We start from the raw sequence: 14,715 nt of genomic DNA on the forward strand, positions 1-14,715 counted from the left end.
TGATACTAGCAGACGAAGGCCTTCTTCGTCAACTATGCGGGCCGCCTCACGTCAGCTTATCCAGCTCTTCCATCATGGCCCGGCGCCGCTTGTACTGCTGCCGCCATTGGCCGACGAGGGCCTGTACGAAGGGCGGCCCGCCGGGAAGGCGTTTCATCTTGCGCAGAATCCGTACGATTTTGACGTAGCTCGGACGGCCAAGGCCTTGAACGGCAATCTCTGTGACGATGTGTTCGTAAAGCTGAAGGAGCTCGTCGGGAAAATTCTCTTTGAGGATGGATTCGTATTGCTGTACTTCCGACAGGCGGCAATGCTTTTGGACGTGGCAAAGGAGGCGGTCGTAGAGCTTTTCTTCGGCGTATAGTTGTCCGGCGTAGGGATTGGTTCCCCAGCTGGTCAGGATTTTTTCCCGTTGCTCCCGCCATTCCTCCGGCTTATACTGACTTTTTAATTCCCTGTACAAATCGATATTGGCGACGTGGATGGTCAGGGCTAAATCCCACAGCATTTGGAGGTAACGTTCCTGATTTTCTGTCTTTTTGTATAACTCCTTGAGTTTTTCGCAGCATTCGCGGGCGATGTACGACGGCGTGCTGTCGGCGGCGTAGGCTTGTTCCAAGACGGCAATCGCATTGGCGTCGTCTTGCTGCCATTCGTAAAATTCGCTCAGCAGCAGGCAGACGCTGCCGTACTGTTTGTATTGGGCAATATAGGCTGCTTGTTCCTCGGCAGGACAGCCTTTTTGCTCCATCAGAAGGACATGGGTTTTTATTTTTTGCGGCAAGATGACGTTTTCAAAATCTGTCTGCCGAGCAGCTTTTTGTACTTCCTTATCGGTCAAGGCCAGCTTTTTGTCTAAAAAGTCCGGGCCGGGGAACTGCTGCAGGATAAACTGCATGGCACAGTCCTGGGCCAGCTCATACCATAGGCCGTCCTTATGGGTGTAATCGAGCTGCCGGGCTGCCCAGTCGAAGATGCGGAGCTGGTTTTCTGCCGTGCAGTAGGGAAGCAGCTTGCCGACGATTTGATAGCAGAAATCGAACAAGCACCACAGCCCGCCGTCGGAGTCGTCCATATCCGTGGATTGCAGCTGCGACAGGGTGTAATCTACCGTTTTGAAAATACCGTCTGCCGTAGCGGCGGATATACGCTGGTCCAGGGACGATAAAAAAGAGTACAGCTCTCCTGTAAAATAACTGGCCTGTTCATAATCTATATAGTCATCCCAGCCGGCGTCGGCGAAAATGCGATCGATTTCCCGTCTCCATTCTTTCAGCAGGCCCTTGGTCATGACGTTTTGCGTGAGCATGCGGAACCGGTTCTGCAGGGCCGGATCTTTTTCTAAGATGGAGTATAAAAAGGCGCGGACCGTCAGGTCGTCGGCGTTGTGTATGAGTTCAGCGAGGATGGTTTCCTGGTCCGGCTTGCAGGTCATTCCGGGGAAATCAGGCAGAACGTCGGCTTTCCAGTCGTCTAAGACATCATCTTCGTCCTCTCCGCTTTCCCATTCCGATTCATCGGGCTTTGCTGACAATATGAGGTCCTCCGTTTCCTGACAGGCGAACAGGACGGCGGCCATGTGCTTGCAGTGATTGTCGTCAGCCGCATAAGGGCAGGTGCAGGACATCGCCTGAATGATCCCGTCTTTTATGCCGATTTCAACGTCATAGTCTTCCGTTCCCAATACGACAGCTGTTATTTGCGTGTCTGTAATTTTGAGATCCTCGACGGCGGCATCGCGGTAATACTCTGCTCCGCGATGCAGTATATGCGGTTTAAATAAGAGTTCCCAGTCCATTGTATGCCCTCCTCCTTCGCATAGTTGTACATAATAGTCTTATTTGAAGATATATCAAAACGTTGCCGTCAGGCGAGAGGGCAACGTTTTGCAGAATCTTATCGTTCATCACCTTTTAAGATGGTGATTTTTTGTTTAAAATGAATGGCTTCGTCAAATTCCTTGAGCATTTCCGGGCTTGGTTCCTTGTCCATCTTGCTGACGACGTAGATGGCGATGAGGGAGAAAATGAATCCCGGTACGATTTCGTACAGTCCCAGCCAGCCGAATTGCTTCCAAATGAGGACGGTCAGGCCGCCGACGATGATGCCGGCCAGAGCGCCGTTTTTCGTCATGCGCCGCCAGTACAGGGACAGGAGAATCGTCGGGCCGAAGGCTGCGCCGAAGCCTGCCCAGGCATAGGCGACCATGGTAAGGATATAGCTGTTTGGATTCAGGGCCAGGATGATGGCCAGGGCCGAGACGACGAGAACGGTGATGCGGCTGACGAGGATCAATTCCTTGTCGCTGGCGTTCTTACGGATAAAGGTATGGTAGAAGTCTTTGGAAATGGCCGACGCCGTGACGAGAAGCTGAGACGACGCCGTACTCATGATAGCCGCCAGTACGGCCGATAAAATCAAGCCGGTGACGAAGGGCGAGAAGAGCATCTGGCTCATGACCAGGAAAACCTTTTCCGTATCGGCGCCGGTCAGCGGGTCGATCAGCACGACCTTGCCGACGAGGCCGACGAGAACGGCCGCGGCCAGGGAAATGACGACCCAGGTCATAGCGATGTGTTTCGATTTCTTCAATTCATCGGGATTGCCGATAGCCATGAAGCGGACGAGGATGTGAGGCTGGCCGAAGTATCCTACGCCCCAGGCCAGGGAAGAAATGATGCCGATAATGCCGGCCGTGCTCGAGTCGGGCACCATATCCAGCAGCTGCGGCGCATCGGCAGCGATGCGGGTCATCGTTTCGACGGGGCCGCCGACGACGATCATGCCGACGAGAGGCACGAGGACGATAGCCAGGAACATCATGCAGCCTTGGATGAAGTCGGTCCAGCAGACGGCCATGAAGCCGCCCAGGAAGGTGTACACGACGACGACGCCGGCGCTGAGGAGCAGCGCTGAGAAGTAATCCATGCCGAAGACCGTTTCAAACAGCTTCCCGCCGGATACGAAGCCCGACGACGTATAAATCAGGAAGAAGATGAGGATAAATACGGCCGAAATGATGCGGATCAGGTTCTGGTCGTCGTGGAAGCGGTTTTTTAAGTAGTCCGGCATGGTCAGGCTGTTGTTGGCGATTTCCGTATAATTGCGCAGGCGCTGCGAAATATAATGCCAGTTTAAATAGGTGCCGATGGCGATGCCGATGGCGATCCACGACGCGGATACGCCCGTAGAGTAGGCCAGGCCCGGCACGCCCATGAGCATCCAGCCGCTCATGTCGGACGCTTCGGCGCTCATGGACGTAATCCACGGACCGAGGCTGCGGCCGCCGAGGATGTAGTCGCTCAGGTGCCGCTGGGAGCGTGAATAATATACGCCAATGAGCAGCATTGCCAGCAGGTAAATAGCAAATGCCGTAATTACGGACACATTAGATTCTAGCATGAAATAATTCCTCCCCCTGCTCAAACAGGCCGAACGGACGCATCGGCAGACCTGCTCGAGCGATTGTCTTGTAATAGCATTCTGTATATAAATAAAATAATGGTTTCATTGTACTGTACTTTTGCCCGGCAGGCAAGGGTTTTATCGTGATAAAGTGGAAAAAATTATTAAATGTATTTATAATAATAGAATCTAAATACATTTTTGATGAATTTTCCCATGCGGCGCGCCGCTGCCCGGCGAAACGCATGCCAATCACTGCATACAGAAGAATGGGAGACAGTTATGAATATACTGACGTTAGACAAGGTAAAAAAATCATACGGCCTGCGGGTTCTCTTCGACGACGTGACCTTCGCCGTCGACGGCGGGCAGAAATTGGGCCTCATCGGCTTAAACGGCGCCGGCAAGACGACGCTGCTGAAAATTATCGCCGGTCTGGCTGAAGCCGACAGCGGGGAAATCTGGAAAAATCAGAAGGCCCGCATTCATTTCCTGCCGCAGGAACCGCAGTTTTTGCCGGGCCGCACCGTACTGGAAAGCGTGCTGGACGGCGACCTGCCGGTCATGCAGCTCCTGCGCCGCTATGAAGAAGCGGTCCAGCGCGGCGACGACGAGGGAGTCGTCAAGCTGACGGAAGAAATGGATGCGAGCCATGCCTGGGAGCTGGAGCAGCACGCCAAGGTCATTTTGCAGAAACTGGGCATTGACGACCTGACGCAGCGCGTCGACGAGTTATCCGGCGGCCAGCGCAAGCGGCTGGGGCTGGCCCGAGCCCTGATCATGCCCTGCGATCTTCTCATCATGGACGAACCGACGAACCATTTAGACGACAAGACGATCCTGTGGCTGGAAGCGTATCTTCGGGACAGTAAAGCGGCCCTCATCGTCAGCACTCATGACCGGTATTTTCTCGATACGGTCGTCGACTCCATGATTGAACTCGACAGGGGCCATGTGTATACGTATGAAGGAAACTATGCGGCTTATTTGGAGCTGCGGCAGGCCCGGCTGGAACAGGAAGAAGCGTCGGCAGAAAAGCGGCGCAACCTCATACGGCGCGAGACGGCCTGGATTCGCCGGGGCGCTCAGGCTCGCTCGACGAAGCAGAAGGCCCGCCGCGACCGGTACGAGCAGCTCTGCGCCATTGAAGACGGCAAGCCTGTGGAAAACGTGGAAATCTTCGATACGTCCGTACGGCTCGGCAAGACCATATTGGATATTGACGACGTGGCCTTTGCCTATCCGGGGCAGGAGGCGTTGTTCAGCGGCGTGACGTATCACGTCGTCAAGCACGACCGCATCGGCATCATCGGCGAAAACGGCGTAGGGAAGTCAACGATGCTGAAAGTGCTGTCCGGTGAGCTGCAGCCTACGGCGGGAACACTGACTATCGGCCAGACCGTCCGCTTCGGTTTCTTTACGCAGCAGCTGCCGGAGTTCGACGAGTCCATGCGGGTCATCGACTACATCCAGGAGCGCGGCCATTTCGTGACCAACCAGTTTGGCCAGCGCATATCGGCGACGCGCCTGCTGGAGCAATTTCTCTTTTCCGACGAGATGCAGTATACCTATATTTATAAACTAAGCGGCGGCGAGCGGCGGCGGCTCTATTTGCTCAGGCTGCTCATGGAGCAGCCTAACGTCCTTTTGCTGGACGAACCGACCAATGATTTGGATATACCGACGCTTACTGTATTGGAACGGTATCTCGATACATATCAGGGCGTTGTTCTCGTCGTATCCCACGACCGCTATTTCCTGGATCGCGTAGCCGATAAGCTGTTCATCATCGAAAACGGGACGTGGAAAAGATATTACGGCGATTACAGCGACTATCTGGCCGAAACCCTTGCCGTCCGCAGCGAGAAAGACGACGTGAAAAAATCGCCGGCTGCGGCGCAGTCAAAGGGTGAAGCGGCTCCGGTTGCCCGCAAAGTTGGTCTGACGGCCCGGCAGGAGGAAGAACTCCGGCGTATTTTGGAGGAACTGCCGCAGTATGAAGGATTACTAAAAGGCATCAACGCGGCCATCGCGGCGGCCGGAAGCGATTACGAACAGGTAGAATCGCTCTTAAAAGAGCAGCAGGAGACGCAGCGGAAGGTCGACGAGCTGACAGAACGATGGTGCGAGATGGAAGACTTGAAAGCGGAGTAAAAATATAAACATATGGACGGGTATGACATGGTATTTTTCGTATCTATGATAGTTTGAGCATTCATTCTTAACTATGCAAAATCAGCATAAAAATCATGTAAAAATCAGTAAATAAAATACGGTAAAGTAATGGAAATCAATTCTCTGTTTATGTTATTCTATAGGTAACGAAAAAAGTTTGTGATAAATGATTACATAGTTTGCATGTAAATATTTTTTACAAAAAGGAGAAAAAGATGTCTGTATTCCGTTCCAGATTCAAAGAACTTCAGCGGCGCGTTCCCATAGATGAACACAACTGTGCCGTTCAATTTGACGAAACTAAGTGCAAAAATTGCACATTGTGCCGCCGAGCCTGCTCCAACACGCAGAGCATCATGGACTATTACAGTTTGGCAAGTACGGGCGATATGCCGATTTGCGTCCATTGCGGTCAATGCGCTTCAGCTTGCCCCTTTGACGCTATTACGGAAGTAAACGACGTAGAAAAAGTAAAAGCAGCAATTCAGGATCCGGATAAAATCGTTATTTTCCAAACGGCTCCGGCCGTCCGCGTCGGCCTTGGCGAATCCTTCGGCATGGAGCCGGGGACTTTCGTTGAAGGCAAGATGGTCGCAGCCCTGCGGGCTCTTGGCGGCGATTACGTATTCGATACGGACTTCGGCGCCGATCTGACGATTATGGAAGAAGCGACGGAGCTGCTCCACCGCCTCCAGTCCGAAGAAATCCCTATCCCGCAGTTTACGAGCTGCTGCCCGGCCTGGGTAGAATTTGCTGAAATTTTCTATCCCGATCTCCTTCCGCATTTATCCTCGACGAAGAGCCCGATCAGCATTTTGAGCCCGGTCATCAAAACCTTCTTTGCGCAAAAGAAAGATATCGACCCGAGCAAGATCGTCAACGTCTGCGTTACGCCCTGTACGGCGAAAAAAGCGGAAATTCTTCGTCCTGAATTCAACAGCTCGTCTATTTTCTGGGATGTTCCGGAAATGCGCGACACCGATATCTGTATTACGACGCGTGAATTGGCGAACTGGATTAAAGAAGAAAATATCGACTTTGCTGCCTTGGAAGACAGCAAGTTCGATACCGCCTTCGGCGAATCGTCTGGCGGCGGCAAGATTTTCGGCAACTCCGGCGGCGTTATGGAAGCGGCTATCCGCACGGCGTACCACCTGTTTACAGGCCGTCCGGCTCCGAAGGATTTCATTCCCTTTGAAGAAGTCCGCGGCCAGGAAGGCGTCAAAAAAGCCAGCGTCGCCTTCGGCCATTTCGTACTTCACGTCGCCTCTATCAGCGGCTTGGCCAACGCTCGCGCCTTTATCGACGACCTCATCAAAAACAACGATTTCGAAAACTATTCCTTTATCGAAGTCATGGCCTGCCCCGGCGGCTGTATCGGCGGCGGCGGCCAGCCTAAGGTCAAACTGCCTCAGGTGAAAAAGGTCAACGAAGCCCGCATTGCCTCGCTGTACAAATCGGACGAAGAAACGGATATCAAAGCCAGCTGGCAGAATCCGGAAATCGAAGAATTGTACAAGCTCTTCCTTGATGAACCGCTGTCGGAAATGGCCGAATGGGCCCTTCATACCTACTTCAGCGACAAGTCCGATCAGCTGGGCAAGATGAAGAACTTGACGCCGGAAACGAACCCCATGTCTACGCGATTCAAACCGACGGTACATCAGCCGTTGTAATAGACCCATCATAGTTGAATAGAGACGTAAGACCAGCCTGACGTGTGCGGGCTGGTCTTTTTTTGCATGCGAACAATATAAATGATAAAATGAATCAATGTCTATTGACTTATGAGAATTATTCTTGTATAATTTGGTTGTCACCAAGGTAATGAAAATGCATACATGCCTTGCATATTGCCGGAGTCTATCGTTTTCACAAGAGTAAAAGAGAGGAAACTAGGCGCACTCGTCACTGAAATTGCTGAGAACGATACCCATCTGACAAATGTAAAAAAAAGAAAACATATTTCATTTGGAAGGGGTAATTCATCATGAAATCAAAAGTATTCGCATCCTTAGCGGCCGTTATGGCAGTCAGCGCGACTTGCGCCTTTGCGGCCAATCCCTTTGTTGACGTACCGACAGATAGCTGGGCCTACAAATCGGTCGTAGAATTAGCTGACGCCGGCGTCATTCAGGGCGTCGACGGCCAGTACTTCCAGGGCCAGCGCAGCATTACCCGCTATGAAGCGGCGGAAATGGTAGCTAAAGCGATGGCTCATATGGATAAGGCGTCGGTGGAACAGCGGGCCCTTATCAACAAGCTTGCCGATGAATATGCCGACGAGCTGAACAACCTCGGCGTCCGCGTGTCGAATCTAGAAAACCGCGTCGGCAATATTAAATTCAGCGGCGACGCCCGCGTTCGCTTCCAGCACAGCAGTGATGCCGGCTTGAAAAATGATGATGCCTGGGATTACCGTATTCGCCTCCGCGGCGTAGCCCAGGTCAATGACCGTACGACGGCGACAGTGGGCATCAGTACAGGTGACGTAAGCTTTGGCGGCAACGGCGCGGCCAGTGAAAATGCCGACGTATTTGCCGATGACATCAAAATCGATTACAATTTCGGCAGCCCGAACTGGAATTTGAGCTTGGGTCGCACGGATACGTACGTCCTCGGCGGCGAGAACGCCTATGGCTACCAATACGGCGACGTATTTGACCGGGCCGAATTGAAATACCAGAACGATTCCTTTGCCGTAACGGCTGGCTACGGTAAATTTAAGGAAGGCGACATCGCCGGCGACAGCGAACTGACATTGGACGGTGTAAAGACCGGCTACGGTGAAATCGAAGGATTCTTCGGCAACGGCTCGGCTGTCGGCGTATACTACAATGATTTCTCTACTGCCGGAGGAAGCGACCGGACAGCTGCCGATTATTATGACGTCGACGATCTGTGGGGCGCTTATGCCAGCGTAAATGTCGGTTCGAAATGGAATCTTTTAGCAAACTACGAAAGCATCAGCCGTGATAAATCAGATGACAGTGTCAGCGATCCGAAGGTCTGGATTGGAAAGGTTACCTATGGATCGGTCAGCGAAGAACAGAAAGGCTCTTGGGATGCCTGGTTAGAATATATCGACGCGGAAAAAGGAGCACTTATTGGCGGGGCGACGAACTCCTGGCGCGACGACAGTGTTCTCAACGGCGTTACCTCGTGGGGCGTCGGATTTGATTATGCCGTAGGCAAAAACGTAGTGTTGACAGTAGGACAAACCTTTGGTACTGAAGGCAAAAACGGCTTGAAAGACCCTGACGAATTTACCGATATAGAGTTAAATTTCTTCTTCTAAGAGACAAAAAGAGCCATTGTCTTTTACGTAAAATGTAGGAAAAGAAACAGAAAAATCTCTGTAATAAGCGTGTAAAAACGGCTGAAAATCGCATGGTGATGCGGTTTTCAGCCGTTTTGACGTACTGGCGGACTTTCGGTATACTAAGTTACGAAAAGAGCGGTGCCGGGAATGAATCCTGGGCAGGCGTCTCTTTGTAAAAGAGCGGAATAGAAAGACAAGAAAAGGCAGTAAAAGAGAGGAAACCAGGATGACTCGCCAATGAACCCTTTTCTTTTTTCCTAAAGACGCTCGCATGTAACGAGATAGGAAGAGTACTTAACTTTAAGAAAAGAGGTTTTCCAAATGAAATCCAAAGTATTAGCATCTGTAGCAGCACTGATGGCTGTAGGCGCGACCTGCGCCTTTGCGGCCAATCCCTTCGTCGACGTACCGACAGACAGCTGGGCTTACAAATCTGTTGTAGAATTGGCCGATGCCGGCATTATTCAGGGCGTCGACGGTCAATATTTCCAGGGCGAACGCAACATTACCCGTTATGAAGCTGCTGAAATGGTAGCGAAAGCCATGGCTCACATGGACCGGGCAACGGTGGAACAGCGGGCTCTCATCAACAAATTGGCTGACGAATACGCCGACGAATTGAACAACCTCGGCGTCCGCGTATCGAACCTCGAAAACAAAGTCGGCAACATCAAATTTACTGGCGACGCTCGTCTCCGTTATCGCTATCAGGATGGCAATAAAGATAACGACAGTTCTTGGGATTATCGTATCCGCCTTCGCGGCAAAGCGCAGATCAATGACCGCATGACGGCTACATTGGGCATCAGCACTGATAACCAGAGCTTTGCTGACAATGGTAAAGCTAGCGAGGAAAGTGATATTTTTGCCGACGATATCAAAGTCGATTACAATACCAAGTCCTTTGGCCTCAGCCTCGGCCGTACGGATAAGTATAAAATCGGTGGCCCCCGCGGCTACGGTTATGCATACGGCGATGTATTTGACCGCGTAGAAGCGCAGTTCCGCGGCGATAAATTCGCTGTAACGGCTGGCTATGGTAAATTTAAAGAAGGCAATACGGCTGGCAAAGTAGACGGCGGATGGCGTAATGGCAAGGAGGTTGACATTAACGGCGTAAAAACTGGCTATGCGGAAATCGAAGGCTTCTTTGGCAATGGTTCGGCTGCCGGCGTATACTATAATGACTTCAATGCAACCGGCGACGGTGTAGTCGGCGACTTTAACGCCGATGACCTCTGGGGCGCTTATGCTAGCGTAAACTTCGGCTCCAAATGGAACCTCCTGGCTCAGTATGAAAACACCAGCCTCGAAACCGCTTCGAAGGTTACGAACGATGACAGTGCTAACATGTTTATCGGTCGCTTGATGTATGGCAAGACTAGCATGTCGACGCCGAAATCCTGGGACATCTGGGTTGAATACCTTGACGCCGAAGACGGCGCTGATATCGGCGGTTCGACGGACTCTTGGAGATTTGGACAGATGGATAACATCACCTCCTGGGGCGCCGGTATTGATTATGTCTTCGCTAAAAATGCGAAGTTCAGCGTTATGCAGTCCTTTGCTTCGGATATCAAAGACGGCAACGATTCCGATCCGGAAGAACAGACCCGCGCAGAATTTACCTTTGCATTCTAATTCCATTGCAGCTATATACACGGAGACCGCTCAACTACGGGCGGTCTTCTTTTGCATGAAAACTCAGTTAAATAGCTCGAAAATATCTATATTTAGCCTTGCCTTTTCTGAATTTCCTGTTATACTAAAGACAGGCAAAAGGGAGAACGCAATTTGCCATGACGCACAAACCCCTCCATAGCTGGTATCTATGGAGGGGTTTTAACGTTTATTCTATGCCGAACGCTGACGGCCAGTCTGGCTGCTTATCCTTTTCTATCCAGACATTTGCAAATGTAATAAGATATCACATTTGCCGCGATAGAAAGTAACAGGGAGACCGCAATCTCAAACATGGCGCACCTCCTTCCTGTTGCAGAAATTTCAGGAAGTACAAGCAACGCGTTTAGTATAGCATAGATGGATTCGCATTGTCTGTAGGTGAAACTCGCGGCATTTCATTTTTAACTAAATTTTAATCTTAATTAAATTGCTAGTAATGTATGGCAAGAGAAATGTGATTATTTGAAATATGTTTTTGAAGAATAAGGATTTATGCTTTTCGACTAATAATTCGACTAATAAAATGATAAATTGCTGGAGATATTATATCGGAGAGACTATTGAAGTATAGATTACTGAATGAATCAGTGTTTTTACCGCTATGAGACGCAGCCTGAAAAATGTTATGTGAAAAGTGCAGTATCATGCCGTTGTCTGGTGTGGAATGAATAAAAGTTTACAGAATTTTGACAAAAAGTAAATTTTGCGTTACAATATAGGCAAAGCTGAGGTACGCTTTAGGCGTAGGTGCAGCTAAATAGAGCGCATATCTGTTGAGTTTTAAGGTAGTAAAAGAGAGGAAACTAGGACAACTCGCCAATGACCCCTTAAAACGAACGATATATGGCTCGACTGTAACACATCATGTATCGTTTTATATTTTAGAAAAGAGGTCATTTAACAATGAAAGCAAAAGTTTTAGCAGCATTGGCAGCAACAATGGCAGTAAGCGCAACGTGTGCATTCGCAGCTAACCCGTTTGTCGACGTACCGACGGATAGCTGGGCATACAAATCCGTAGTAGAATTGGCTGACGCCGGTATCATTCAGGGCGTTGATGGCGAATACTTCCAGGGCCAGCGCAACATTACCCGTTATGAAGCCGCTGAAATGGTAGCCAAAGCTATGGCACACATGGACAAAGCATCTGTTGAACAGCGCGCTTTGATCAACAAATTGGCCGATGAATATGCTGACGAACTGAACAACCTCGGCGTTCGCGTATCGAACCTCGAAAACAAAGTCGGCAACATCAAATTCACTGGCGACGCTCGTCTCCGTTATCGGTATATGCATGGCAGTGAAGGCAAAGAAAATGATAATTCTTGGGATTATCGTATTCGCCTTCGCGGGCAGGCTCAGGTCAACGACCGTACGACTGTAACGGTAGGTTTGACGACTGATAACCAGAATTTTGGTTCTAATGGGACAACAACTGATACTAACGAAGACGGTGATGTATTTGCAGACATCATTAATGTAGATTACAACTTCGGCAGCCCGAACTGGAAGCTCAGCCTCGGTCGTGAAGCCGGATGGATGCTCGGTGGTCCTCGTTCTTATGGCTATCAGTACGGTGATGTATTTGACCGTGCTCAGTTACAATATAGCAATGATAAGTTTGCTGTAACAGCTGGTTATGGTAAATTTAAAGAAGCTGACGCCTTCTTTGCTGGCGATGCTGATTTAGATGGTGTTAAAACTGGCTATGGCATGATTGAAGGTTTCTTTGGCAATGGTTCGGCTGTAGGGGTATATTATAATGATTTTACTCGTGCAGGTGGCGAAGGTCGTTTAAATGGAGATGCAACTGAGTATCTCGATGCTGACGATCTCTGGGGTGCATATGCTAGTGTAAACATTGGCTCTAAATGGAATATTCTTGCTAACTATGAAAAAGTTAGTAAAGATGGAGTTAGCATGAATACTGACAAAGATGTAAATGATCCGGAAGTTTGGATTGGAAAAGTAACTTATGGTAAAGCTATTATGGCTCAACCGAAATCTTGGGATATCTGGGTTGAATACCTTGATGCGGAAGACGGTGCATTCCTCGGCGGTTCCACGAACTCCTGGAGATTTGGCCAGATGGATAACATTACCTCTTGGGGCGCAGGTGTCGATTATGTATTTGCTAAAAATGCAATGTTCAGTGTAATGCAGTCCTTTGCAACAGATACAAAACGTTCTCAGGATGACTCTTATGCTGATAAAGAACAGACTCGTGCTCAGTTCGTATTCGCATTCTAATTTCATCTTTTAGAAAACAATCAAAGGCCGTCCGGCAACGGGCGGTCTTTTTGCTAATGTGCTATTAATATGTTTTCTGGAATTTAGTATAATGACAAGCAGAAAGATAAGTAATGCTGGTGAATCTCTACCGTAAGTGAGAACATAATTTGAAAAGGGACAGGCCGATGGTCTGCCTCTTTTTTTATAGAAAGGATATCTATGCGGTTTTATCATGTGCATAACCTATTTACAGCAATATGAGCCTAAAGTTACCAATATAGGATATGCCGGTCATACTAAATTTGTCTGCGGCATTGTCTTGAAGATTCACGATGCCAATTATTTTGCGCCTATATCTTCGAATACTAAAAAGTTCAGAACCTCCTTTGCTATCAAAAATAATATGGGTACTATCCTTTCGACTGTACGATTGTCATTTATGTTCCCGGCCATAGTGTTTTGTCGGAATTGAATTTTGAACAGATCAGAAAAACGGATGAAACATATTGGAGATTGCTGGAAATCAAGCGCAGATATTGCAGAAAGCATGCGGAGCAAATTCATGAGTTAGCATATAAAAAGTGTATAAAATTGGCTGCAACAGCAATCATGTAGTGTATCTATTGTGATTTTACGCTGTTAGAAAAGATATGTAGAAATTATACTTGTAGTATGCATGAAAAGAGGAGTGCAGAGACTTAATATCCATACGATTTCTTTTATATTCTTAAGACGGATCTGTGGATATGCTGTAAAGGAATATGTAAAAAAAGTTAAAAATAGTACAAGCGTATCTTGCTTATGAATAATTTTCCCGGCCTGTATAGTTAAAAAATTACTTTTTGGTTTACTGTTTTTTGACAAAGTAAAGATTTTCTGGGGCGAATTGTCAAGCTAAGTGCAACTTTTTAGAGTAATGTACTTCGTATGGCGTTTTGTATCCTAAACATTTTCGGGGACGGCGATTTAGTTCTGCAAAAACAGCTTGCACATAGGCTTCTGGAACGAGTGTGATGTCCGTCCCTTTCGGGAAATACTCTCGGACTAGGCCATTGGTATTTTCGTTGCTTCCCCGCTGCCAGGGCTGATGCGGCGGCGGGAAATAAAACGGCACGCCGTTCAAGGCCTCCGTGACAGCGGCATGATGGGCGAACTCTTTTCCTCTGTCCGGCGTAAGGCTTTTTACAGGTTGCCCTTGCAGTACCTGAAGCAATACCGTATTGACGGCTTGTGCTGTCTTTTTGGCTGCTTTGCCTCCTACCAGATACCGGCTCTTTCTATCTACCAACGTAACCAGACAGGCTTTTCCTGTCTTTCCTGCTATGGTATCACATTCCCAATGTCCTCGCCGGGAGCGGTTAGCGGCTCCTGCTGGCCGTTCCGAAATATCGTGAGAGATGGGAATAGAACCCCGTCGTTCCTGATATTGCCGGGTATGCCGGGATTTTCCATGATGCCGCAAGCGGCGGACCGCACCGCGGGACCCATGGGAGGACGACGTTTCATCAAACATACCGGCATATATGGCGCGGTAAATCGTTGCATAGCTAAGGAGTGCCTTCTGATGTTCCAGCTGCAAGCGTCCGGCAATTTCTTCTGGGGACCAATGATGCACCAGGAAGAGATTTTTAACCAATGCGAATAGCTCGGCATTCTCTAACCGCTTGTGAGGCTTGCATGCCTTACGGCGGCGGGCATACTGTTGTTGTGCGGTGATGGGCAGATACTTGCCGTTCACTGTATTTCTGCGTAGTTCCCGTGAGATCGTGGATTTATCTCGGCCGAGGGCCGCCGCAATTCGAGAGATAGAATAGGACTGCGCGCGAAAAAAGAGTAGATTTTCTCGTTCAGATAGAGTAAGATGATGATAGTGGCACATAGGTTTCCTCCGAGATATA

10 protein-coding genes are annotated in these 14,715 nt (G+C 49.3%); 6 read left to right on the forward strand and 4 right to left on the reverse strand.

Going from position 1 to position 14,715, the window contains the following annotated elements; all coding sequences use genetic code 11:
- Positions 1 to 46: 46 nt before the first annotated feature.
- The 3 genes from DKB62_RS11285 to DKB62_RS12635 form a co-directional block, all read right to left on the reverse strand.
- On the reverse strand, positions 47 to 1,798 hold the full coding sequence (locus DKB62_RS11285) for an SWIM zinc finger family protein (RefSeq protein ID WP_107196738.1): 1,752 nt from the start codon (positions 1,796 to 1,798) through the stop codon (positions 47 to 49).
- 98 nt (positions 1,799 to 1,896) lie between these two features.
- On the reverse strand, positions 1,897 to 3,402 hold the full coding sequence (putP, locus tag DKB62_RS11290; RefSeq protein ID WP_087478812.1) for a sodium/proline symporter PutP: 1,506 nt from the start codon (positions 3,400 to 3,402) through the stop codon (positions 1,897 to 1,899).
- On the reverse strand, positions 3,389 to 3,652 hold the full coding sequence (locus DKB62_RS12635; RefSeq protein WP_162860313.1) for a hypothetical protein: 264 nt from the start codon (positions 3,650 to 3,652) through the stop codon (positions 3,389 to 3,391). The genes putP and DKB62_RS12635 overlap by 14 nt, the downstream gene beginning before the upstream one ends.
- A 35-nt stretch (positions 3,653 to 3,687) precedes the next feature.
- Here DKB62_RS12635 and DKB62_RS11295 point away from each other — a divergent pair, with 35 nt between their 5' ends.
- From DKB62_RS11295 to DKB62_RS12970, 6 genes are all read left to right on the forward strand, one after another.
- Positions 3,688 to 5,559 carry an ABC-F family ATP-binding cassette domain-containing protein gene (locus DKB62_RS11295; protein WP_107196737.1) on the forward strand — a complete coding sequence of 624 codons (1,872 nt, stop codon included), beginning with the start codon at positions 3,688 to 3,690 and terminating at the stop codon, positions 5,557 to 5,559.
- A 236-nt stretch (positions 5,560 to 5,795) separates the two neighbouring features.
- Positions 5,796 to 7,256, forward strand: coding sequence for a [FeFe] hydrogenase, group A (locus DKB62_RS11300; RefSeq protein WP_107196736.1), 1,461 nt, complete (start codon positions 5,796 to 5,798; stop codon positions 7,254 to 7,256).
- A gap of 314 nt (positions 7,257 to 7,570) precedes the next feature.
- On the forward strand, positions 7,571 to 8,878 hold the full coding sequence (locus DKB62_RS11305; protein WP_107196735.1) for an S-layer homology domain-containing protein: 1,308 nt from the start codon (positions 7,571 to 7,573) through the stop codon (positions 8,876 to 8,878).
- 345 nt (positions 8,879 to 9,223) lie between these two features.
- On the forward strand, positions 9,224 to 10,543 hold the full coding sequence (locus DKB62_RS11310; protein WP_095629480.1) for an S-layer homology domain-containing protein: 1,320 nt from the start codon (positions 9,224 to 9,226) through the stop codon (positions 10,541 to 10,543).
- A 945-nt stretch (positions 10,544 to 11,488) separates the two neighbouring features.
- Positions 11,489 to 12,835, forward strand: a complete 1,347-nt coding sequence (locus DKB62_RS11315; protein WP_107196734.1) for an S-layer homology domain-containing protein — start codon at positions 11,489 to 11,491, stop codon at positions 12,833 to 12,835.
- Between the two features lie 214 nt (positions 12,836 to 13,049).
- Positions 13,050 to 13,289, forward strand: coding sequence for a type III toxin-antitoxin system ToxN/AbiQ family toxin (locus DKB62_RS12970; protein WP_107196733.1), 240 nt, complete (start codon positions 13,050 to 13,052; stop codon positions 13,287 to 13,289).
- A 417-nt stretch (positions 13,290 to 13,706) separates the two neighbouring features.
- On the opposite strand, the gene DKB62_RS11325 is transcribed toward DKB62_RS12970, so the two are convergent.
- Complete coding sequence (locus DKB62_RS11325) at positions 13,707 to 14,696, reverse strand: IS30 family transposase (RefSeq protein WP_107196804.1); 990 nt, start codon at positions 14,694 to 14,696, stop codon at positions 13,707 to 13,709.
- Positions 14,697 to 14,715 lie beyond the last annotated feature (19 nt).

This window comes from Megasphaera stantonii (assembly GCF_003367905.1).
GTDB lineage: Bacteria > Bacillota > Negativicutes > Veillonellales > Megasphaeraceae > Megasphaera > Megasphaera stantonii.